15 protein-coding genes are annotated in these 24,075 nt (G+C 39.5%); 8 read left to right on the forward strand and 7 right to left on the reverse strand.

The genetic code is table 11. The features are described from left to right. Positions 1-71: 71 nt before the first annotated feature. Positions 72-731: a phosphatidylserine decarboxylase family protein gene (locus tag ACTBZY_RS11350; protein ID WP_463046459.1), complete on the forward strand. Its 660-nt coding sequence runs from the start codon at positions 72-74 to the stop codon at positions 729-731. A 312-nt stretch (positions 732-1,043) separates the two neighbouring features. Here the strand turns inward: ACTBZY_RS11350 and ACTBZY_RS11355 are convergent, their stop codons facing one another. Both ACTBZY_RS11355 and ACTBZY_RS11360 read right to left on the reverse strand, forming a co-directional pair. Beyond that, positions 1,044-2,054 (reverse strand): family 43 glycosylhydrolase, encoded by a 1,011-nt coding sequence (locus ACTBZY_RS11355; protein WP_463046460.1) that lies wholly within the window; start codon positions 2,052-2,054, stop codon positions 1,044-1,046. After that, complete coding sequence (locus ACTBZY_RS11360; RefSeq protein WP_463046461.1) at positions 2,051-3,241, reverse strand: DUF6786 family protein; 1,191 nt, start codon at positions 3,239-3,241, stop codon at positions 2,051-2,053. The genes ACTBZY_RS11355 and ACTBZY_RS11360 overlap by 4 nt, the downstream gene beginning before the upstream one ends. A gap of 398 nt (positions 3,242-3,639) precedes the next feature. Between ACTBZY_RS11360 and ACTBZY_RS11365 the strand changes: the two genes are divergently transcribed. The 6 genes from ACTBZY_RS11365 (at position 3,640) to ACTBZY_RS11390 (ending at position 12,254) form a co-directional block, all read left to right on the forward strand. After that, the gene (locus ACTBZY_RS11365) at positions 3,640-4,143 is read left to right on the forward strand and encodes a hypothetical protein (protein WP_463046462.1); all 504 of its coding nucleotides are present in this window, start codon (positions 3,640-3,642) and stop codon (positions 4,141-4,143) included. Between the two features lie 181 nt (positions 4,144-4,324). Then, positions 4,325-6,721 (forward strand): carboxypeptidase-like regulatory domain-containing protein, encoded by a 2,397-nt coding sequence (locus tag ACTBZY_RS11370; RefSeq protein WP_463046463.1) that lies wholly within the window; start codon positions 4,325-4,327, stop codon positions 6,719-6,721. A gap of 10 nt (positions 6,722-6,731) precedes the next feature. Then, positions 6,732-8,024 carry a hypothetical protein gene (locus ACTBZY_RS11375; protein WP_463046464.1) on the forward strand — a complete coding sequence of 431 codons (1,293 nt, stop codon included), beginning with the start codon at positions 6,732-6,734 and terminating at the stop codon, positions 8,022-8,024. A 69-nt stretch (positions 8,025-8,093) separates the two neighbouring features. Continuing rightward, on the forward strand, positions 8,094-9,587 hold the full coding sequence (locus tag ACTBZY_RS11380; RefSeq protein WP_463046465.1) for an ankyrin repeat domain-containing protein: 1,494 nt from the start codon (positions 8,094-8,096) through the stop codon (positions 9,585-9,587). An 11-nt stretch (positions 9,588-9,598) separates the two neighbouring features. Further along, positions 9,599-10,087 (forward strand): DUF2271 domain-containing protein, encoded by a 489-nt coding sequence (locus tag ACTBZY_RS11385; protein WP_463046466.1) that lies wholly within the window; start codon positions 9,599-9,601, stop codon positions 10,085-10,087. Between the two features lies 1 nt (position 10,088). Next, positions 10,089-12,254 carry a PepSY domain-containing protein gene (locus ACTBZY_RS11390; protein WP_463046467.1) on the forward strand — a complete coding sequence of 722 codons (2,166 nt, stop codon included), beginning with the start codon at positions 10,089-10,091 and terminating at the stop codon, positions 12,252-12,254. 279 nt (positions 12,255-12,533) lie between these two features. Here the strand turns inward: ACTBZY_RS11390 and ACTBZY_RS11395 are convergent, their stop codons facing one another. The 5 genes from ACTBZY_RS11395 to cobA form a co-directional block, all read right to left on the reverse strand. Then, positions 12,534-13,868, reverse strand: coding sequence for an MFS transporter (locus ACTBZY_RS11395; RefSeq protein ID WP_463046468.1), 1,335 nt, complete (start codon positions 13,866-13,868; stop codon positions 12,534-12,536). Positions 13,869-13,906: 38 nt separating this feature from the next. Then, positions 13,907-15,187, reverse strand: a complete 1,281-nt coding sequence (locus tag ACTBZY_RS11400; RefSeq protein WP_463046469.1) for an alginate export family protein — start codon at positions 15,185-15,187, stop codon at positions 13,907-13,909. A gap of 347 nt (positions 15,188-15,534) precedes the next feature. Next, positions 15,535-16,959 (reverse strand): rubredoxin, encoded by a 1,425-nt coding sequence (locus ACTBZY_RS11405; RefSeq protein WP_463046470.1) that lies wholly within the window; start codon positions 16,957-16,959, stop codon positions 15,535-15,537. 54 nt (positions 16,960-17,013) lie between these two features. After that, complete coding sequence (locus ACTBZY_RS11410) at positions 17,014-20,532, reverse strand: molybdopterin-dependent oxidoreductase (RefSeq protein WP_463046471.1); 3,519 nt, start codon at positions 20,530-20,532, stop codon at positions 17,014-17,016. A 4-nt stretch (positions 20,533-20,536) separates the two neighbouring features. Then, positions 20,537-21,292, reverse strand: coding sequence for a uroporphyrinogen-III C-methyltransferase (gene cobA / locus ACTBZY_RS11415; protein ID WP_463046472.1), 756 nt, complete (start codon positions 21,290-21,292; stop codon positions 20,537-20,539). A 239-nt stretch (positions 21,293-21,531) separates the two neighbouring features. Between cobA and nirB the strand changes: the two genes are divergently transcribed. Next, positions 21,532-24,060: a nitrite reductase large subunit NirB gene (gene nirB, locus ACTBZY_RS11420; RefSeq protein WP_463046473.1), complete on the forward strand. Its 2,529-nt coding sequence runs from the start codon at positions 21,532-21,534 to the stop codon at positions 24,058-24,060. The last annotated feature ends 15 nt before the right edge of the window (positions 24,061-24,075 follow it).

Consider the following 24,075-nt stretch of genomic DNA (forward strand, 5'->3'; position numbering starts at 1 on the left):
AAAATATTGTTGGAACGTATAAATCGAAATAGCCCTATTATATTTGTCGTATAAAAATTACCAATATAAAGATGACGCTTCATAAAGAAGGCAAGGCCACGATACTTATTTCCCTTTTCGGGACGCTATCTATTTATCTTATAATAAGATTTTTACTTCCAGAAAGTGACTGGCTGCAGCTGCTATGGTTGGCCTTTAGTTTGTTTATAATGGTGACTGTTTTGCAGTTCTTTAGAAAACCGAAAAGAACCACGATTTTGAATCCAAATCATATTATTGCACCAGCAGATGGTAAAGTAGTGGTGATAGAAGAGGTAGTAGAAACAGAATATTTTAAGGGACCTAGAAGGCAAGTTTCTATTTTTATGTCACCTATTAATGTGCATATAAATTTCTTCCCACTTTCAGGTGTGGTGAGTTATTGTAAATACCATGCAGGGAAATATTTGGTAGCATGGCACCCAAAATCAAGTACAGAAAACGAGCGTAGCACAGTAGTGGTAAAACATGAAAACGGCACAGAAGTACTTTTTAGACAAATAGCCGGAGCCATGGCAAGACGTATAGTAACGTATGCTGAAGTAGGTCATGTAGCCACACAAGGCTCTGAATTTGGCTTCATTAAATTTGGTTCAAGAGTAGATATTTTCTTACCGCTTGATGCTAAAATCCTTTGTAAACTAGACGACAAGCCTGTGGGTGGAGAGACGGTTATTGCGGAGCTAAGGTAAGCTGCTTTGACGAAGAGTTGTTAATGAGCTTTATAGTAATTCTGTCCATTAGAGTTGGATTGAAAATTATAAATATTGGCACATTACAATAGACTCGTGAATCATGTATTTTGTTTCTCTAAAGGTTATTGTGTCTTAAACTTTAACGTGGTTTTATTTTGAGACTATATTTGAGTTATAGGACGACATAGAAGGAATATGTCATTCATCTAGTTCACTTCCTTGGCCAAAAAACTACTTTAGGAATTAAAAAAAGGAGTCGATATGGAGGTGCTATTTTCTTTGAACTCAGTTTATTAAAGGTTTGGTAGTTTATTGCCAAATTAGTTTGTCAACACTTACGCCCCTATTAGGCCATTCTACACTAGAAATATACCAATCGCCATCCTCGTCCTGGAAAACTTCTGGAGCATGAGCGTTCAGTGTTGTAATATGTTTCTGAAGGTCAAGTCCAAAGTCAAACATGTCTTTCGAATGTAAAACATAGGTTTTATACTGATAAGCACCTTGTATATCTTTTTGGTCCCAAATTCCATCCCACGAACATAAAAATAGATAGCATGTATTATTGTGAAATATGAGCGAAGGAGATTCTGGATCGAAGGATTCAGAAGTGAAAATTGTTTTGGGCTTACTCCACCTTATTAAGTCTTTGGATTCTCTTAAAAGGACACTTTTTAAAGAGCAGTAGACCATATAATAAGTACCATTATGAAGTAACAAATTTGGGTCACGTGCTCCATCAACTTCAGAAAACAATTCGCCTTTTACATCCCAGTTCATTAAATCTGATGATACTGCCAAACGAATAGGGCTGTGACCATAAACCATCTGATATAAATCATCTTTTTTTACAATGTAAGGGGCATGGTTAGCCAATACTTCTCCAGGACGGTCTTTTGGTGTCAGCACCTTAGGAAGGTCAGAATAATGATTTTCTGCTAGGGTTTCTTTGAAATTAATGGCAGACGATACGGCATGAAAGGAGCCATTTTCGCCTTCATGGATACCTTTATTTAATGGAACCGTTTTAACCTCAGGATGTGTAATGCCGAATATGTGCCACTTGCCATCTTTAACTCTTACAAAAGTATGATCGTTTGGTACCCAGTTGTCATACCATTTTCCCTCTTTTAAATAATCGCTATCAGGACCAAAGAAATAATCGCCATCAGGTTTATAAACCCACTCAAACTGATTGGCTTGTTTAGGAACTAATATTTCAGGAGTGTCGACCTTTGTTTCTGCATTTTCAGACCCTTCAGAATTGCATTGTAAAAAGAGAAAAGATGGGGATAGTAAAAGTATAAATTTCAGTTTCATTTTAGCTCGTTCAAATCTTTGTTCAATAACTTTTTGGAGATTTTATTTAGTTCGTCAAAATTGCCCTCGAAGTGGTAAGTTTTATGTGTGTGTTTAATGGACTCACCAGGTTTCAATTCCTTAGAACTCGAGGAAGATTCCAGTTCATAAAAAGGGCCTAATTGTCCACCATTATCTAAGGGACCATCATTGTATGCGTTTATAACATCGCCTTCATAAGGGTTGTCTTGCTCTCTCCAGACAGAGTTAACATAAGTGGTATCCCCTTTAAACGTATAATTTACGATAGTAAGTGTTTGTTTGTCGGCGTCATAACTACCTGCATAAGGGTGCAAGTTTTGCGGAGGTATTCCTAGTTTGAACCGAGCGGTGCCATCACCATTAAACATTACGTGTTTTTCTGTTATCTGTAGTCTATCGGGAGGAATAGTGCCAAAGTAGGATGTGTTTAAAGCCAACGAGCCTTTATAAGGGAGAATCACCTTTGTGTTCTCAGAAGGCATGTACATGCCCAAAATCCAGATGGATAATAGGCCTGAATTCTTGGACCAAGCTTGTTCACCTAAATTGACTATCTCGTTGTCAGATTGATATGCTACAAAGTTGATGTCAGCAGGTATTGCTAATCCCAATTCCTCTTCAATTTGGCCTTCATCTAAGATAGACACTTTTCTATTTACTTGGATGTCAAATTTGAAATCTTGGTAATTGAGGAAGGACATTTTTTTCTGAAAAAGTACTTCTCTATTGGATTGTGAAATGACTTCATACGCCTCTGTATCTATTTCTTTAGGTGTATACCAGTTGTCGAAAGTAAATTCACTTCCTTTTTTAAAGAATATGGCATATTGACCGCCTTCAGGGCCCATCCAAAATCGCTCTTCACCTCCGAAGGGATTAAAGTGCTCTTCAAATTTCCCAGAGGCAATCAGATCATAGTTCAACCAGCCGTAGCTGTTTCCTGCTAAACCGTTGGCCGTACTGGTAGCCACCCTTCCTTGTAATTCAGGCAATAGAATAAGTTGACTCTTGCCATTATTGTCTTCTAGTGTAATTACGTTTTGGTGTTTTTTTAGAAAATTTAAATCAAAGCCAAAGCTGCCTTTTAGAACCTCCGGTTGTGAAGAGCAACTGGTCATAATCAACACAACACTGCTACATATCAGGGTATTAAGATATATATTCATTATTTATTATTTTAACATTCAATAAGATTGATTCAATTTAGTAGGATATGGAGCATCCGACCAACTGAAATGTGTGAAAGTTTTAGGGGGAGGGTCTTACTTTACCAAGGATAGTTTTTTTGCTTATGACTTCTTTATAAAAATAAAGGCATTTTTCATACGGCCTTGGCCTAAGTCTGTAGAAAATTTTCTCGTCTAGCAGGGTGCCGTTCTTCAGCGGCTTAAAAGAGGGTTGTCTATTAAGTTTCGAGTGTCGGTTTTCTGATGAAATATTAATGGTATTTAAAGTTACGCTGACTGTAAAAATCTAAGAAGTTTGAAACAGGTCGATTCTGGGCTCAATACTTGCTTATGATAGGTTAATTAAAAGAATTATTAATTCCATAAAAACTTAACTTATGTTACGCAAGTTTACTTCAGTTCTATTTTTATTCACGGTTATTTTATCTTCATGCTCTAAGGATGATGTTGTTTCACCATCTGGTATCGAAGGGAAATGGTCGAATACCGGCATTGACTTAATTGTTGACGCTAAAACTTATCCAGTTACGCCTCAAGCTTTAGAGGACAATTATTATAAGAATGCGACTTATGAGTTTAAGTCGGACGGAACTTATATTTTTACAGATTTTGAAGGAGAAACGTTTAGTGGCAACTATACCTTTGACGCCGCTGCAAATAAGGCGATAATGGACGAAGATGGTGAAAAAATCACTTACCTGGTTCAGGTTGACGGTTCTAGTTTAGTGCTAAGCTCTCCAACTATTGATGTTAATAAAGAAGAGACAACGGATGAAGAAGATTTCTGGTTATTTTCTTTCTTCTTCCTTTCGTTTGACCAAGAAAGCACGATAGAAGGCGATGGCGACGCTATTTCAATAGACTTTAAATTCTCAAAGTAATCTTTTTGTAAGATTAAACATTATTTTTTAAGGGCCGACTCTGGAAACTAGAGTCGGTTTTTTTATGTAGATTATTTAGCCAAAAGCCTTATTTAGAATTTTTCTAAACAAGGCTTGCTTCTTAACACTTTGCTTTATTTCTTTGCGGCTCAATTTATAATTAGTCTAAATAAGAAGAGGCTTGAGAAATTTAAGAAATCTTTTGTTTTGTGGTTTTACGGCTTTGTCTTTTCCGGGCTTTGCACAGGTGGTCTTTACGGGACAGGTGATGGATGCAGACAAAGTAGAACCAGTTCCTTTTGCTCATGTAATTTTGGAAAAAACGTCAAAAGGAACGCAAACAGACGAAAACGGTCGCTTCGAAATATTGGGAATTAAAGAAGGCCATTATGACGTCTTGGTAAGTTCATTGGGTTACTCTAAAAAGGCCTTGAAAATGAATTTAAATACATCTGTGGAGAACTATGAAATTGCATTAAAAGAAGATATCGGTGAATTGGACGAAATCTTGGTTACAGCGAAATCAACCAAGACAAAAATAGAGACGAAGGGTTTTGCGGTTAATGCCATAGAAACCAAAGACATTAAGTTTCAATCTGTGCAGGCCATGGATTTATTAGACCAAAGTGCGGGTGTCCGTATAAAACAATCTGGTGGGCAAGGTTCTAGAGTGGTTTATAATATCAATGGTTTGTCTGGTAGTTCTATTAGGATATTCATTGACGGCGTACCTGTTGAGAATTATGGACCCTCTTTTTCATTAAGTAGCATCCCTACAAATTTGATTGAAAGAATAGAGGTTTATAAAGGCGTAGTTCCAGCAGAGTTGGCCACGGATGCATTGGGTGGAGCCATCAATATTATACTGACCGAAGCGGCAAAAAACACGATGAACGTGGCATATTCTATGGGTTCGTTTAATACACATAATGCGAATATAAACACCACCTTAAGGAATAAGAAGACGGGTCTTACCCTGAATGCTTCTGGATTTTATAACTACTCCGACAATAACTACGATGTCTGGGGAAATCAGATTTATATCACGAACAAGTTGGGGAAGATTGACTATGTCACGGCCAAGAGGTTTCACGACGCTTACCAATCGTACGGTGCTAAGATTGACCTGGGTGTGTCTGATAAAAAATGGGCAGATAAGGCTTATGTAGGTATGGTACTTTCTGAGTTAGATAAAGATGTGCAGCACGGTGCTACCATGGAAACCGTTTACGCTTACAGAAGAGCATATCAAAATACTAGAATGTTTAATGCTACTTATAAAGAAGATGGGTTTCTGTTTAAAAACCTAGACCTGTCTCTTTTTGGCTCTCAATCTAACCTAAAGCGAAGCGTTGTGGATACCGTAGCCTATATTACCAACTGGTATGGGGAGTTATCAGACTTTAATGAAGATGGCAAATGGGAAGAGTGGTCTTCTGGGGCAGAGGCTGGAGTACCTACTTTAAATCTAGATGTGGAAAACACATTTACGATAAAGGCCAATGGCATTTACAATTTTAATGAGGGGAATAGGTTAGTCTTTAATTTTCTTAAAACAGGTTTTCAAAGAAAGCCAGATGACCCGCTTAGGCCTTTGGCAGAAAGAGAACTCATAGATACAAGATTTCTTAATAAAGATGTATACGGATTGGCCCTAGAAAACTCTCTTTTCAATGATAAATTAAAATCGTCTCTATTCTTTAAACATTATCAGCAAAATGTACGACTTAAAGATGCCGTAAGGGCATCTAGAGGTGGGGCGGTTAGTTCTTTTGAGTATGATAAAAACACCCAAAGGAATGGAGGGGGTTTAGCCATTTCTTATCAAGTGTTAAAGAAAGTTCAGCTGATGACCTCATTTGAAAACGCCATCAGACTTCCAACGGACCAAGAGGTATTTGGAAATACTGCCGAAAACATCAATCCTTCTTATGGGCTTAATCCTGAGAGCAGTCAAAATTTAAATTTAGGTCTTAATCTCGGACCGTTTAGAGCCAATGGGCATATGGTGAAGTTAACGAGTAATTTCTTCTTTAGAGATACTAAAGGGATGATTCGTCAGGCCATTGCTAATCAGCAAGACGAGACTTTTTCTTTCGAAAATCAAGATGCCGTTATTAGTAAAGGTGTTGATTCAGAATTGAACTATGCTTACTCAGAAAAGCTGTTTTTGAAGCTAGGAGTTTCTGTCTTTAATGCTCGTTTTAATAAGCAGTTTGACGCCAATGGATCGCAGTATATTTATTTCGGCGACCGTTTGAGAAACGAGCCCTACTTTACCTTAAATAATAATACAAGATATAATTTCAGCCTAAAGGGAAACCGCATTTCTGTCTATCATAACCTTGGTTACGTCCATGAGTTTTTTAGAGATTGGGAAAGTCTAGGAAGTGCAGGAAAGGATATTATTCCAATACAATTGGTCAACGATGTGGGCTTAGCATTTACGCTTCCCAATAATAAGATAATACTCAGCATTGACGCAAAGAATATTTTCAATGAACAGGTTTTTGACAACTATGCTTTGCAAAAGGCTGGAAGAGCTTTTTATACTAAACTGAACTATAATATTTTTTAAAAAATAAATAATGAAAATCAACTTTAATAACATTAAAACGATAGCGGCTCTAACAGGTTTATTTTTTGCAACAGCAAGCTGCGATACAGGCACGATAGATCCAGTAATAGGAGAAGAGGGAGGAGAAAGGGCGTTTTCTGTGGCAATGGCTGTAGGCTCGGGAAGTGTGTCTACCACCTATGTTCAAAACCTGATAGACTTAAGTTCTGGAACAATAAGCTTTGACGGATTTGGTTTTGAAGTACCTTCTTCTAGAACAGCCAGAATTTTTACTTCGGCAGACGGGAAGTCGCTTTATGATTTAGATTACGGCGGGGGTAGAATCTACAAATTTGGCGTAAAGGGCGGTCAGAACTATACCCAGCTTTCTGAAACAAACGTAGAATATGCCATTGGTACTACAAATCCAAGGTGGACGAGAATAGACGACGATTATGCCATGCTGCATAATGTGGTTACAGAAAGAGTTTATGATGCCACTTCCGGTGCTTTCATCAGAACGCAGCCTAAGGCTAGAATCATGTCGGTGAACTTAGGAAATCTTGAGATAGGTAAAATTGAAGAGTTTGAGATTCCTGTTAGTGCGGAAGACGAGGCTCTTGGTGATTACGTTTTCAGAATAGATGCACCTATTGTAGCTGGAGGTAAGGCGTATTATGGAATGGGTAAGAGCAGCTATGATGCAGCTACTGATGCCAGAAAAAATGCTACATATAACAGTGTAGAAACATTAGTGGTAGATTATCCTTCGCTGACCAACCCAAAGATTATAAAGTCTGGTGTGGATGGAGCAAAAGGTGCCACTAATGGATACCGAACCCCAGTTTGTCATGTGGATGAAAGTGGTGATGTGTACCAGTTGATTTCTGTTCCAAACAGCTCTTATGATACCTATATTTTGAAAATAAAGGGTGGAGCGTATGACAACTCTTTTAGCTTTAATTTATCAGACCTGTTGGGTGAGAATGTGACTTCAAACGGTTGGTTTTATGCAGGAAATGGCATTGGTTACGTTCCCTATGCCAAAACAGATTTAGGAGGAACAGCAGACGCCGTTTGGTCTGTAGCCAGGATCGACATTAAGAATAATACGGCCATCAAATTAAACTTGCCATCAAAGTTATGGTTACAGCAATATCAAAATAGCGTGGTAAAAGATGGCAAATTTTACATGGCTTTGGCTCCTCTAGGACAGGAGGGCAACATCTACATTTTTGATATAGATTCTACTTCTCCAGATGGTTTTGTGAAAGGGGCTGCTCTCAAAACGGGAGCCGACGCATACTACATTGGTGTATACTAAGCGGAATTAAATTAAACATATCAAATAGCATTTCCTCTTTGGGTTTTGCTGACTTAAACAGCATTTGTAATGATAATAAAAAACGGACTAAAACTTGGCTTAACGCTGCTCACGATCTTGCTATTAACGGGTAGTGTATATGCTCAAAGCAAAAACATTTTTCATGACCGAGGTTTTTGGGCTAAAAAGCCGAGTATTGAAAACATTGAAGCTAAGATTTCTGAAGGGAACGACATCATGGAGATGGGTCCTAATGGATGGGACGGTACACTATTGGCGATTATGGCAGATGCTCCCTATAAAACGGTAAAGCATCTTCTTGACAAAGGCCCAGATGTCAACCAAATGACGCATCATTCTAATAATTATTTGATGTGGACGGCGATGAAGGGAAATTTGCCTGTCATGGAGTTATTGGTAGAAAAAGGCTCTCGAACAGACCTTATCAATAGCCACGGTCAATCTTTACTCATGCATGTAGCCCTCAGCGGAAAGGCAGATAAAGCCCTTTATGAGTTCTGCTTGGCTCATGGAGCCGACATGGTGAACGATAAAGAAGAACATGGCAAGAATGTAGCTCTAGTAGCTATCGGGAAACTGGAAGACTTGTCTTTTCTGGATTATTTTGTTGAGAAAGGCGTGCGTTTAGAAAGCAAAGATGCGGAAGGTAATGGTTTGTTTCATGCTGCTGTTTCAAGCGGTAATTTGGAGACTTTGAAGTTTTTAGTGTCCAAGGGGATTGGATATGAGCCTAATGCTCAAACGGGAGAAAACGCCTTCAATTTTGTGGGTGTGGGCAGAACGCCTGTGGTGAGTGTGGAGCTTTTGGCGTATTTAAAAGATTTGGGTTTAAACCCTGCCAATGTTACCAAAGAAGGTCAATCTGCTTTGCATACCTTAGCAGGAAGAGCTGGAGACGTCCGTGTTTTCGACTATTTCTTAAAGGAGGGCCTAAATTCAAATACGCCTAATAAAGATGGTGACACGCCGCTTTTATTGGCTGCTAGAAATGGTAAAGAAGAAATAGTGAAGTATTGGGTTGAGAAATCTCAAGATATTAATTTGAGGAATAAGAAAGGTCAAACGCCTGTCGCCTTAGCCATTGAAGGGAATAATAGCCTAAAAGTGCTTCAGCTTTTAGCCAATAATGGAGCTGATTTTAAATGGAAAGATGAAAAAGGTAGAAACCTTACTTATGCTTTAACCATTTCTTTCAATGGAAAAATAGGCGATTATCAGGCTAAATTAGACTACCTGAAAAGTAAAGGTATCAATCCCGCGGATGAAGCCCTTTTACATATAGCTGTAGAAAAGGGTGAGTTTGAACTTCTAAAGTTTCTTTTAGAAGAAGGAGTCAATATAAACAAGTCTAATCTTGATGGTTACACACCGCTTCATTATGCTGCCATGAACGCTAAAGACACAGGTATGCTTAAGTTTTTAGTGGACAAAGGTGCTGACACTTTAATGAAAACGGAATTTGAAGAATCAGTTCACGACTTAGCCTTAGAAAATGAAGCCTTAGAGCATGTAGACTTAAGCTTTTTGAAAGGAAGCAGATAAAATTTTAACAGATGAAAAAAAGAAAATATTTTTTGACTTATATAACGATATTTTGTGCCCTGATTTTTTCTTCGGGATATTCCTCAAAGGCAACGCAATATAAATGCTTGGTTCAACTCACCAATTATACGGGAGAGGGTGCTTATGTGGTCGTTTCTCTTTTAGACGAGAAAGGAGCCTATAAAAGAACACTACAGGTTTTTGGAAAAGAAGAACGCTGGTATGATGATATCCCTAGTTGGTGGAAGTTTTACAGTGCCACCAAAGAAAATTTAGATGGTATTTCTGGGGCATCGATAACCGCTGGAAGTAGAAAAGTGGTTTCGTTCACTTTTGATGAATCAGAAATTAATAAGGGCTATAAGCTAAGGTTTGAGTCTTCTGTAGAAAATCAGAAATATGTAGAAAAAGATCTTCAAATGGATTTAAGTACAGCCAATATTGGCGTTAGCAAAAACGGTACGGGTTATATCAGGTACGTAAAACTAATAAAGGTTTAAGTTGATAAAATATCGTCCTATTTTTAACTGGAGAGGTCTCCATTTTGTGCTCGCAGCCATTTCAGGAATCTTTTTATTGATAGCTGCGAGTACAGGTGTCGTCCTTTCTTTTGAGCCCATGCTTCACAGTAAGGCTTTAAATGGAGCTGATGACATTTTGTTGAGCGACCTTTTGGCCACCTTAAATGCTACCTATCTGGAGGTGTTTAGTGTGGCCAGAGATAACTATGGGAACATCAAGATTGAAGCCATAGGTGAGGTCTCGGACGGAACATTTTATATTAATCCTTTTAATGGCTCTGAACTGAAAAACATAGCCGGTGAGCATCCTGTTTTTGACTTTTGTAGGGATTTGCACCGTTCTCTTTTCTTAAAACAAACCGGACGTTTCTTTGTAGGTGTGGCATCGGTTGCGATGCTTTTTCTGTCTGTAAGTGGTATTTTCCTTCTTTTAAAAAGGGTAGGAGACTGGAAACAATTTCTGTCAAAAATAGTCGTCCTAGATTTTAGTAGAGATAACCATGCTCGCCTAGGTCGCTGGTTTCTAGTTCCCGTCTTGGTTATTTCACTTTCTGGCAGTATGCTTTTTTGGAATAGATTTATGCCAGCCAAAGCGTTGAACAGTGAACGTCTGAACTTGGTAGAGGTTTCTGAAGGTAATCATTTTGAAAAAGTGAAGCTTGGTGATATAAAGGAGCTACTCTTTCCTATTTCGGGAGATCCAGCAGAGTTTTACGAACTAAAAACTCATACCCAAACGCTATTATTAAACCAGGAAAGTGGAGTCTTGGTGTCTTTGATGAACCATCCCATTGCCAGTGTCTTGCATGATATTAGCTTTCAGTGGCATACAGGAGAGGGTTTGGGGGTGATTTATGCCATATTATTGTTGTTGAGCTCTTTCGCCACTTTATTTTTCCTGTATTCGGGTGTACAGATGAGTCGTGGTAAACTAAGAAAAAGAGCTAAAAATACTGTTTCACTTGAAAATGCCAGCCATGTCGTCTTGGTGGGTTCAGAAACGGGACACACCTACAGGTTTGCAGAAACCATTCTTCAAGCTTTGCTTCAGTCTGGCGAGATGGCCTTTATGTGTTCCATGAATGACATTAAGGAGGCTCCCCAACTAAAACAGCTGCTGGTTTTTACATCTACTTATGGAGATGGCGATGCACCAGAAAATGCAAATAGGTTTATGGATAAGATAGAGCTGTTAAAGGATCAGAAGTTTGATTATTCTGTTTTAGGATTTGGATCAAAGAGCTATAAGCATTATTGTCAATTTGCTTTTGATGCTGCTGATGTTTTAAAAGGACTTCCTTTTTCATCACCTACCTTGCCCGTTAAAACGGTCAGCGACCTTTCTATTTCGGAGTTTTTGGATTGGCTAAATGCTTGGAGAAAACAGACTGGAAGTGCTCTAGAGCTAAACCTGGAAGAACTGAAGATTTCTAGAAATCCTAAAACCTGTAATTTCAAAATTATTAACCGACAGGAAAGTAAAAACCCATTGGACGACACTTTCCTATTGGAAATAGATGGTTCGGAATCCACCGATAAGATTCATTCAGGAGACCTTTTAGGGGTTTATCTGCCAGAAAGTAACATTGAAAGGTATTATTCGATAGCCTATATTGAAAAGACAGGAAACATATTGCTAAGCATAAAAAGGACAGGTTTGTGTTCTAATTATTTAGGTGCTTTAAACAAAGGACATGAGATAAAAGCATTTGTGAAAAAGAACCCTTCTTTTTATCCAGACACCCATACTGATCAAATTTTACTTATTGGAAATGGTACAGGTATTGCTCCATTTTTAGGTTTTATGGAGAATAATAAGCATGCTGAAATCTCATTGTTTTGGGGAGGACAAACGCAATCATCTTTTGTTTTGTATGAGCCATTACTGAAAGACTTTGGTGTTTTAAAAGCGAATCATTTGGCTTTTTCTAGAGAATCACCTCAAATGTATGTGCAAGACATAGTGGTGAAAAATAAAATACAAGTAGTAAATATTATTAAAGGCGGAGGTCAAATAATGATATGTGGTTCGCTTAAAATGCGAGAAGGTGTTTATGAGAAATTAAACGAAATATTTAGAGCGTTTGAACTACCCTCTGTGCAGCATTTGATAGAGAAAGAAAGAATCCTGACAGATTGTTATTAAACCCGCTTTATGCACTAGAAAATCTCCCTATAGCTATCGGGACCGTAGCTATATTGATTCAAATGAGTTCGTAAACGCACTTAAATCACTTGCCAGAACCCTTCGAGATTAGCTCAGGGTAAACCGCTAGGCTAATCTCGTTTAAATGCCTGATTTATTCCACTTTAAAACTCATTACGATTCTCCAATGCTAACTCTATGATGCTATAAAAAACAATCGCTTTAAACGAAAAAAGCTCCTCGACAAAATCAAGGAGCTTTTCGTTATCTTAAAATAAACTAAATCGGTATCGCTTCTAATCTTAATTGCTCTTCTACGGCTTTTCTTTCATCCACTTCAGAAAATTGGATACTAAAACCAACTAGTCCTATGACGGAAACGATGGCTCCAAAAATCAAGAAACAATCTTCTAAAGGTGTGCCTGTTCTCAGCATATATTGTGCGTAAAAAACGGCTCCTACATTTCCACCAGCACCTACTATTCCAGATACTGCTCCTAAGCTTCTTTTGTTGATAAAAGGTACTACGGAGTAGGTGGCTCCCTCGGCCATTTGGACAAAGAGACTGAAGAATATCATCATTCCTACGGCCATTGGCAATACACTCATTCTAGAGAAGACCATCAATAATAAGCCTTCTATCACCATAACCACGACCAGCCATCTTACACGACCTGTCAGTCCAGATTTTACAGAGAATTTGTCTCCGAGCCATCCACCTGTGGACCTCGCAAAAATGTTCATAAGTCCAAAAAGCGAGGCGATTAAACCAGCGGAGGTTTCATTCAGCTCAAATCTGTTTTGGTAATAAGTAGCAGCCTTACCGTTTACAAATAATTCCATCCCGAAACAGCCTGCATACATCAGGAATAGTACCCAAACTCTATAGTCGCTAGCGGCATCGGCAAATAAGCCTTTTTCTCCTTCTTTTACTTGTGGTCTGTCTTCAGGAAGGTCTTCATAGTTTCCTTTTGGGCAGTCTGTGGTGTATTTCCAGTAAAGGTATGCTACACCCAACATGATAATAGCGGGTACAAACATAGCAGAACGCCACTGTGCCCATTCAGAGTTAGAGAAACCCCATGCTGCCATTCCAGAAGCCAGTAATGGCATAATGGCTTGTGTAACGCCTCCTCCTAAGTTTCCCCAACCTGCAGTAGTGGCGTTTGCCAAACCTACAATTTTAGGAGAAAACATCACAGAAGTATGATACTGTGTAATAACAAAAGATGCTCCTATCACGCCAATGGCTAGTCGAGAAATGAGGTAAGAGGTCCAATCAAATGCAAATGCAGAACCGGCGACAGCGAAAGAACCAAAAATCAAAAGATAAACGTAAGCTTTTCTAGGACCAATTTTGTCGCAAAGAGGGCCAATAAGTAAACGGGCAATAATGGTAATACCAACAGAGGCAATAAACGCGATAGCTTCCTGTGCTTTAGACAATGAAAGGTCTGGCTGAATGGAGGCATTCATTAATGGAGCATGAGCAAACCATCCAAAAAAGCATAAAAAGAAGGCAAACCAAGTTAAATGAAATGTTCTCATCTGGATAGTGCCAAGACTGAAGATGTCTATTTTGATGGCTTTCTCCCCTGTACTAAGTGTATTCATGATAGTAAAGTTTAAAATTTGGAATTCGTTAATAGATTTTATTTGTCGGATGTGAAGAGGGTAGGCTTGAAGGTGATCATGGCCCATGCCCAGTTGTTAGATTTTAGGTTTCCTGACCTAAGAGCTAGCATGGTATCTGTGCCGAATAATTGCGAAAATCCTAAGTTCACGGTAATATCACTGCCTATTTTCTGTGCATAAACCAGATCTATTTCGGTACCCATCGCGGCTGAAAGCGTTTCGCCACTTTCGGAACTTTGCTCTGCACCTGTTAAAAATTCATGAGCTTGGGCTAGAAGGTTGCCTTTGCCCAGCTTAAAGGAGGTTTTAATATAAATATCTTGAACACCCACGGAGCCATTTGATGGGCCTACATAGAAATAGTCCATAAATCCGTTATGAGCATGGTTGGTCCCATAATCTGGGCTGAAGGCAGTTGTCTTACCATTATTGTCTTTACCAGAAACATATTCATAACCAATGGTAATTGGGGTTACTTTGGTCTTTAAAGTGGCGTTAACGCCAGCTAAAAGTGCGTTTACACTAGTAGTGCCTATTTTCCCACTTTGGTAATACACATCTGCAGCTAGTTTGACTTTGCCCACATTCTTAGAGCCAATAAAACCGAATGTTTGTTTATTAGACAGTGTGGAATCTGGATTTTGAGTGCCGGCATTTAGGGCCAATAAGGAAACCGCTGCACCATCTAGCTCTTTATGGTACCAAGCGTATTGCAGCGTTTTGTATTGGCCAGCACCAAGCGAGTAAAAATTGACGTTATTTTGTTGTAATAAGACTGGCTCCGCAATGTCGTTATCGGTATTGAAAGCAAAACCCAAATGAAGTTTTGATTTGGCAACTTCATCTTCAACTTTAAGGAGCAAAGCATCGTGTCTCCTGCCTTGTTGAGCCCATTCTAGCCCCCCTAAGAATCTTTCATTGTCGTAAGAGATAATTTGACGTCCTAGTTTTATAGATACTTTTTCTGTGAACATCAACTCTCCCCAAGCTTCGCTTAAAAATGAGTTGCCAACGTCAGATTTAAATACTTGAGGAATTTCGCCCCAGTATCTGACATCTTGAAGAGCAAGTTTCATTTTGTATTTAGGCTGTTCGTAGTCAAAATATACCCTACTTCTTTGCTCCACAAAAAAAGCGGGTTCAAAACCTGTAGATGAAGGTGTTTTGAATCCATTTCTAAATTCTGCTCGCGGTCTTATTTCTGCAGATAACTTAAACTGCCCATAGCTCTGAAAGGCTATGGTGAGCAAGCTCAAAATAGTAAACAACCTAAACGGTATTTGGAAATATCTTTTCATAAACACTATTGTTTTTATTATTGAAAAACGAAAACAACAACTAAGTATAAATACTTATTGTATACTCAAATGTATTTATGCGTTTGTTAGGTATGAAGTGATAAAGAATAATTATTTATAATTTATTGAAATAATACAATAATATCTCTTACAAGTGAAGATGAGCGGTCTAAAAGATGGTGTATATAACAAAGTGCAGTATTAAATATTGAGTTTCCTCTATTGTTTAGATGAATCTGTGGAGGCTTTGATCTTTGTGTGGGAGCTGGTTTCCTATATTGTTTAGCTTGGGCCAAGGGGTGTGCTAAATACTCATAAGTGGATATGAGTATTTAGTCTTTTAAGGTTTATGCTAAAGTGAGGTCTTCTTGCTCGCTTAGTTGGAAGCTAGATTTGGGTGCTTCGCAAACGGAGCAAAGGTATGTGTTGGGTAATTCTTCAAATTTTACCCCAGGAAGAATTCCATTCATTTCGTCTCCAAAGGTTGGGTCGTAAATGGTGAGGCAAGACGGGCATTGATGAAGGCTTCTAGAGGTCTTTTTTTGAATTTCGGGTGCTTTGGTAGAGTTTTCAAAGCGGATTTCGTATGCGATATGCTCGTTGAATTCTAAAATGGATTTTCTAAGTTTTTCAGGTAGTGAAAATGCAAAGATATTTTTCGCAAAATAGGCTATTTTTCTTCCGTTTGGATCATAGTCGGTGGTGTAGGTGATGTCGTAGAGGTTAATAAAAGGGAGGACTTTTAGTTTTTTTTGTTTCACCAATATCGAAGCGAAAACCTCAGTTTTTGGAAACGTTTTGATGCCTAGGCATATGCCAAAAGTTCGTAGATCGTTCTTGTTAAAATGGCTTACCAGTTTGTTCTTGAGTTTGATGGCATCTGGTGAAGCGTCTTCTATTTGCCAGTTGAGTTCATTGGCGGCATGTCTTACGTTGATGTCGTGTTTGGCGAGTAGTCCACTCCAATCATTTCTGTCATCTTCCTTAATGTTTTTGATTATAATGGACTTCCAAGGCGTTAGGCAAATCTCTCCTATTTTGGTTTTACGGCAAAGTCTGCATAGGTCTTGAAGAAAGTCTATTTGGAATGTTTCACTTCTACGGTAAATGCCTAGCCAGGATTTTTTTCCGTATCTGTTGAAACCTTCATAGTATGGAAGGGTGAATTTTGGTAGTACTAATTTTTCTTCTGCCTGTACCGTAATCATATTTGGTAAATCCTCAAAAGAGATATTTCCAGTTAATATTCTTTCGTCCAGTATTTTGGAGATTTTAGCTATTTCATTGCTGAATATTAATTTGTCATAAGCTATGAGGTCGTTTGATTTGGGCTTGCGAATATATAAGTACCAGAAGTTAGGTTGATCAGATGAGATGAAATTTATATGACCAGAAAAGAAAGGCGTAAAGCTTTGTTGGCTGTCGGAGATGTTAATTTTGGCTCTTGGATTATAGTCAAAAGCGTCAATAATGTCTTTGTAAATTCCTTCTCTTAACCAGTTTCCTCTTTGGAAAACCTCTTCAGAAACGTAGGATGTTACCACATTTGGATGTGGGTTTTCGTCCATATAAAAATCAATGCTCGCAGAGTTCATTTTCGAGACAAAGCTTTTTTCATGGGTATAGGAAAGATACATGATCATTTGTTGGCGAAGTCCAAACCTCACTTGCGTAATTTCGCATTCCGACGCAATGCTAAGAATTTTTTGCAACTCGCCAGGGGAGGCGTTGCCTCCTATAAAGTTTGTTCTGATGGTAAAATATCCTGTCATGTCTAATTTTATTTTAATGAAATTTAGCTCAGTCCTTTATTGTCCTTGCGTCATTTATTCCAAAACCAAGATCTCCTTTTCTCTTAATGTAGCTTCCAGTATGCCCCTTACTTCTGGTCTGCAGGAGCCGCAGCCTGTTCCTGCTCCACTGGTGTCGCATAAGTCCTGAAATTTGGTACATCCTCCGTTTATTCTCTCTTTGAGGTTGCCCTCTCCTACATTATTGCAAGAGCAAATAAGTTTACCTTTTACGGGTTCCGCTTTTTGTCCGGACCTGAGCAGTTGGAGTCTCTTTTCGGAGAGTTCAATGCCTTTGGAGATAAGATCTCTGTATTCTAAAAATTCCGATTTGTCTCCAATTAAAATGGCACCTACTAGTCGGTCGTTTTTTACCAAGCATTTTTTATAGTAGCGTTTTGCTTTATCTATAAAAATGACTTCTTCGTAGTCTTTGGCAGTAGCACCTTGTGGTATTTCTATTTCACCCAAAGAGCAAAGCTCTACGCCTGCCATTTTTAGAATATTCATGGACAATGAGCCTTTGTAGTAGGCTGCCAAGTCGCCAGATAAGTATTTCGCAACCACTTCCGCTTGCTGTTCTGCGGCGGCAGTAATTCCCCACATTTCGCCTTGCCATTGGGCTATTTCGCCACAGGCGAAAATGTCTGGATCCGATGTTTGCATATATTCATTGACTTCTATGCCTCTGTTACATACCAAGCCTGCGTCTCTTGCTATTTCTATTGCAGGGCTGGTTCCCGCGGCTACCACCATAAGGCTGCAGTCGAGTTTTCTTCCAGACTTCAACCTTACCCCTTCTATAGCTTCTGTGCCGTAAAATTGTTCAACTTCATCATTGTAAAATGTTTCAACACCAAGAGCTTCAATTTCTTCATGAAGAATAGCACTTCCTGTTGGGTCTAGTTGCCGGTCCATGAATCTTCCGATACGTTGAACCACAGTCACAGGCACATTTATTTCCCTCAAAGATGCAGCCAGTTCTAGTCCTAAAAGTCCTCCACCCACAATGATGGCCTTGCCGTTTTTGGCTAGAAAGGGCTTAATAGAGTCGGCGTCGATACGGCTTCTCATATTAAAAATACCCGGGATTTTGGGGAAATTTCTTGGCATAAACGCACGGCTACCCATTCCTAGGAAAAGTTTATCGTAGGCGTGCTCTTCTCCCTTGTCGTCTATAACTACTTTGTTTTTTCTGTCAATGCTCTCGATGCCCGTTCCTTTGTTGACCTTGATTCTGTTTTCTAAAAACTGGTCTTCTCGTAGTTTTACGAGCTGATTCCAGTTTTGCGTTCCGCTGATATAGTCTGGCAGCATAACACGATTATAAAAAGGATATATTTCCTTAGAAAACACCTCGATGTCGTCAGTTTGGTTTAGTTGGCGATAAGCGGAAATGAAGCCAAGACCTGCAGAGCCAGCTCCAATCACGATAATTTTTTCTTTAGGTTTTCTATAAGGTTTCACCTCAACGGCCGCATACTTAAAGTCGGGTTCTTTTGATATTGGGTCTACCAAATCACTTGTGAGGTTATTGGCTCTGCCAAAGTTATTGTTTACTATTTTGCCCCAATGCATAGGTAAAAAGCAGGTGCCTTTTCTTACGGAGTCGGTCACTTTGGCTTTTACTTTTACCTGTCCTCTTTTTCCATTGACGGTTACCACCTGATCTTCCTTGATGTTTCTTTCTGAAGCATCTTCGGGGTGTATTTCTAGAAATGGCGTGTCTATATGTTGATTGAGTTTGCTTACTTTTCCAGTTTTCGTTCTGGTGTGCCATTGATCTCTTATGCGACCCGTGAGTAAAACCAACGGGAATTCTTCAGACACTTGTTCGGATGGATTTTTTCCATCCACTGCATGAATTTGTGCTTTTTGGTTTGGGGTGTAAAATATGTTGTCTTCAAATAGGCGGCTGCTGTCTTTTGAGAATGTTTTGTCTGCAGGGTACGGCCATTGGATTGTTTGTTTTTTAAGTAGTTCGTAATTGATTCCCGAGCAGTCTATATTTGTGCCGATGGTGCTTTTGGCGTATTCGTCATAAATGTCTGAACTGGAGTTGTACTTAAAATGACTTCCCCAGCCCATTTGTGAAGCAAATTTGCAGATAATTTCTGCATCTGGTAAGCATTCGCCTGGGGCGTCAATGGCTTTTTCCAAATAGGAAACCCTTCTTTCTGCATTGGTCATGGTGCCTTCTTTTTCTGCCCATCCAGCGGCAGGAAGTATGACGTCCGCAAAGTCTACGGTGTCTGCATTTTTTGAGATATCTTGTACCACTACAAATTTCGCTTTCTTAAGGGCGGCCTCTACCTTATTGGCGTCTGGCATACTGACAAGAGGATTGGTGCAGATGATCCAAATGGCTTTAAGTTTACCGCTATCTAGGGCCGAAAACATTTCTGTGGCCGATAGTCCAGGCTTTTGTGAGATGCCCGCTACACCCCAAAAGTCTTCCATTTCTGAAATATGGGTAGGGTTGTTCAACTCTCTATGAGAGGCGAGCATGTTGGAGAGTCCGCCTACCTCTCTGCCGCCCATGGCATTTGGCTGTCCGGTTAAGGAGAATGGTCCATTTCCTGGTTTGCCTATTTTGCCCGTGATTAGTGATAGGTTTATCAGCGAAAGGTTTTTGTTGACGCCTATTACGCTTTGATTTAAACCCATTGTCCACATAGATAGAAAGCCTTTGGCTTCACCAATCCATTGAGCCGTTTGAGTTATTTTTTTGGAGTCAATCCCGCATATACAAGCGTATTCATCTGTGGTTTTTTCAAAGACTTTTTCTTTGTATTTGTCAAAGCCGTCTGAATGATTTTTAATGAATTTGGAATCTGTAAATCCAAGTTCTATGAGTACCCTTCCTATGGCATTATTAAAATAAACATCCGTGCCAGGTATAAGTGGAACGAAGAGGTCAGAGCTGTTGGCCGTTTGTGTTTTTCTAGGATCCACACAAATGATCTTGACGTTTGGGTTGGCGGCTTTGTGTGCTTCTACTCTTCTCCAGAGTATAGGGTGACACCAAGCAGGATTTGCTCCTTCTACTAAAATAACATCACTTAATTCTATATCATCATAGCAAACCGGTACGCTGTCTTCGCCTAATGTTTTTTTGTAACCTACCACGGCGGAGCTCATGCATAGTCTAGAGTTGGTGTCAATATTGTTGGAGCCAATAAAGCCCTTCATAAGTTTATTCCAAAGGTAGTATTCTTCTGTAAGGCATTGACCAGATACATAAAAGCCAACTGATTCGGGTCCATGTTTTTTGATGATGCTTTTGAAAACGGCAGCAGTCCTTTCAATAGCCGAGTCCCAACTTACCCTTTGCAGGGGCATGCTTCGATGCATTCTCATTTCTGGAAATAGAAGTCTATCGGTGGTGTCGTTCACGGTATGGTGAAGATTCATGCCTTTGGAGCACAGCATTCCACGGTTTACAGGGTGATCTTTGTCTCCTTCTACCATTATTTTGCCATCGGGAGACTTTGAGATCTCTATTCCGCATCCTACGCCACAGTAACTGCAAGTAGATTTATATTTTTGAGCCATATTCCTAGATATTTATGAGGCTGTTTGTTTCCAAATAGCTCTTTACGTATTGTGGGCAGCTTCTTACGGTTTCTCCTATGATGATAACTGCCGGATTGCCAATGTTCTCTTTTTTTGCTTTTTCAACAATGTTCTGCACTTCCCCTAGCACCATTTTCTCTTCGGGTTTTGTGCCGTTTTGTATGATGGCCACTGGTGTTGCATCTTTTCCTTCATTGGAAAAAATATGCATTATCTCTTCAAGCTTGCTGGTGCCCATCAATATGATGATTGTTGCGGAAGACTGAGCTGCCAGGGTCATGTCTTTCGGTAGTGTGTTTTCTTTGGTGTGACCCGTGAGAACCCAAAAGCTGTCTGCCACACCTCTTTTGGTGACGGGTATATGATTAAGGGTGGGTACGGCTACGGAGCTAGAGATGCCTGGGATGATTTCTGTCTCAATTCCAAAGGAGGCAGCGTATTCTAATTCTTCAAATCCTCTTCCGAAAATCACAGGGTCTCCACCTTTTAATCGAGCTACCTTTTTTCCGCTTAGAGCATTCTGAATAATGATTCTATTGATCTCATCTTGTGAAACACTATGTTTTCCAAATCGCTTGCCTACAAAAATTATTTCTGCTTTAGGAGAAGCGTGTTCTAATAATGAAGGGTTGGCTAGGGCATCATATAGGATAACGTCAGCCACTGCAAGTGCCTTGACGGCTTTTAAAGTGATTAGCTCTTTGTCTCCTGGTCCCGCTCCTATTAGTGATAATTTCATATCGATGAGTATTAATACTTATTTTGAATTACTTCATATTATCATACAAAAGAATGCATATCTAGTGTGTAATGCAAATTAAACGTCTTAAATATTGAATATGTACAAAATTAAAGAATAAAAGTTTTTAAAATTGAAAAAATGCCATACATTTGAACTAACGATAAATACTTAGGTATAACTAAATATTTATATAGTACAATTTAGTTAGTTATTGCACAGAATAATTTCAAAGTATAATGGGAAAGTCCAAAATTGTAGTCATAGGTAATGGAATGGTGGGGTATAAATTTTGTGAAAAGGCTATAGGGTCTTCACTAAATACTCATTTAGAGATTGTAGTTTTTGGTGAGGAGCCAAGACCAGCCTATGATAGGGTTCATCTTAGTTCGTATTTTGGTGAAAAGACGCTTGATGAGTTAACCATGGCTCCTCTGTCATGGTACGAGAGAAATAATATTAAAATTCATTTAGGAGATCCAGTTTTAGAATTGGATAAAGTGAATAAGCAAGTGACTTCTCATAGAGGTGTGGTTGAATCGTATGATTACCTGGTTTTTGCCACGGGGTCAGGGGCATTTGTACCGCCTATAAAAGGTGTTGAGTTGGATGGGGTTTTTGTTTATAGAACCATAGAGGACTTGGATATGATGAAATCTCACGCTAAAAAGGCTAAAACGGGTGTAGTGATAGGAGGAGGCTTGTTGGGTTTAGAAGCTGCCAAAGCATTACTTGACTTAGGCGTTTCTGATGCTCATGTGGTGGAATTCGCTCCTAGATTAATGCCAAGGCAGATTGATGCTGCTGGTTCAGGTGTGTTAGAAAGCAAATTGGCAGAGCTAGGTATTAAAGTACATGCGAATAAGAATACAGAAAATTTCATTGGAGAGAATACCGTAACGGGTTTAAAGTTTTATGATGGCGAAATCTTGAATGCCGAAATGGTCGTTATTTCTGCTGGAATTAAACCAAGAGATGAGCTGGCGAAAGCGGCAGGTTTAGAAACAGGGCTGAGAGGCGGAATTGCAGTCAATGAAGTCATGGAGACTTCTGAGGAAGACATTTATGCCATTGGCGAATGTGCCCTTTATAATCATATGATATATGGTTTGGTGGCTCCTGGCTATGAAATGGCCGAGGTGGCATTAAATAGTATAGCCAAGAAAATAACGAATGATGTCGTTTCCAAGCGATCAGCCTTTACCGGTTTTGACATGTCAACCAAGCTGAAGCTTATAGGGGTTGATGTGGCCAGCTTTGGGAATGCTTTTGTGGAAGCCCCAGACTGTAAAACCATCACTTTCGAAGATAGAGCAAAAGGGATTTATAAACGCGTCAATGTTTCCAATGACGGGAAACAGCTTTTGGGAGGGATACTGATAGGTGATGCCGAGCAATATAATATGCTATTGCAAACTGTGAATAGTAAAATGCCTATTCCCGAAAACGCCGAGGAACTAATTTTGGGCTCTAGAGGTGGAGAAGAAGCCGGTTCTGGCATCATGGCTATTTCAGATTATGCTTTGATTTGTTCTTGCGAAGCGGTTACCAAAGGTGATATTCTGGAGCAAGTAGAAAAAGGGTGCTCGACTTTAGGAGGTCTTAAGAAATCCACAAAGGCTTGTACGGGCTGTGGAGGTTGCACGCCAATGGTGAAAGATCTACTAAATGCGGCATTGGCAGCTCAGGGTGTTTTGGTAAGAAATGTGATTTGCGAGCATTTTGACCATACCCGTCAAGAGATATTGAGCTTAACCAAGCTTAAAGGTCTAAAAACTTATGACGAAGTGCTAGATGCAATAGGTACTGGAGATGGTTGCGAAACCTGCAAACCCGCTGTGGCCTCGATTTTAGCTAGTCTTTGGGGAGAAAACGTACTAGAAAAAGGAAGGGTTACCGCTCAGGATTCCAACGATAGATTTTTGGCTAACATACAGCGAGGAGGAACATACTCTGTGGTACCAAGAATCCCTGCAGGAGAAATTACACCTGAAAAATTGATAGTGATAGGAGAGGTGGCTAAGAAATACGGATTGTATACCAAAATTACCGGTGGGCAGCGAATAGATATGTTTGGAGCTCATGTGGGCGATTTGCCAAACATCTGGGAAGAGTTGATTGCCGCAGGTTTTGAAACGGGTCAAGCCTATGGTAAATCTTTAAGAACGGTAAAAAGTTGTGTAGGGACTACTTGGTGTAGATTCGGTGTTCAAGATGCGGTGAGTTTCGCCATAGAAGTAGAAAACAGATACAAGGGTTTACGTTCGCCACATAAATTGAAAGGTGGCGTGTCTGGATGTGTAAGAGAGTGTGCTGAAGCCAGAGGGAAAGATTTTGGGATTATAGCCACTGAAATAGGTTGGAACCTTTATGTGGGCGGTAATGGTGGAGCTACTCCGCGTCATGCAGAGCTTTTAGCCACAGATCTAAGCGACGAAAGATGTATACAGCTTATTGATAGATTCCTGATGTTTTACATTCAAACGGCCGAGCCATTACAAAGAACATCCGCATGGATGGACAAAATGGAAGGAGGCTTGGCCTACTTGAAAACCGTGATTATGGATGACGTTTTGGGCATTTGTAAAGAGTTGGATGCAGACATGCAAAAATTGGTCGACGGGTATAAATGCGAATGGACAGAGGCCGTTACCAATCCTGAAATACGTAAGCAGTTTACGCACTTTGTAAATGCTCCAGAAGAAAAAGACCCAACCGTAGAGCTGGTTCCTTTTAGAGAGCAAGTAAAAGCAAAAGACTGGAATTGAAAAAAATAAAAGAGA

The organism is Arcticibacterium sp. (assembly GCF_055134445.1).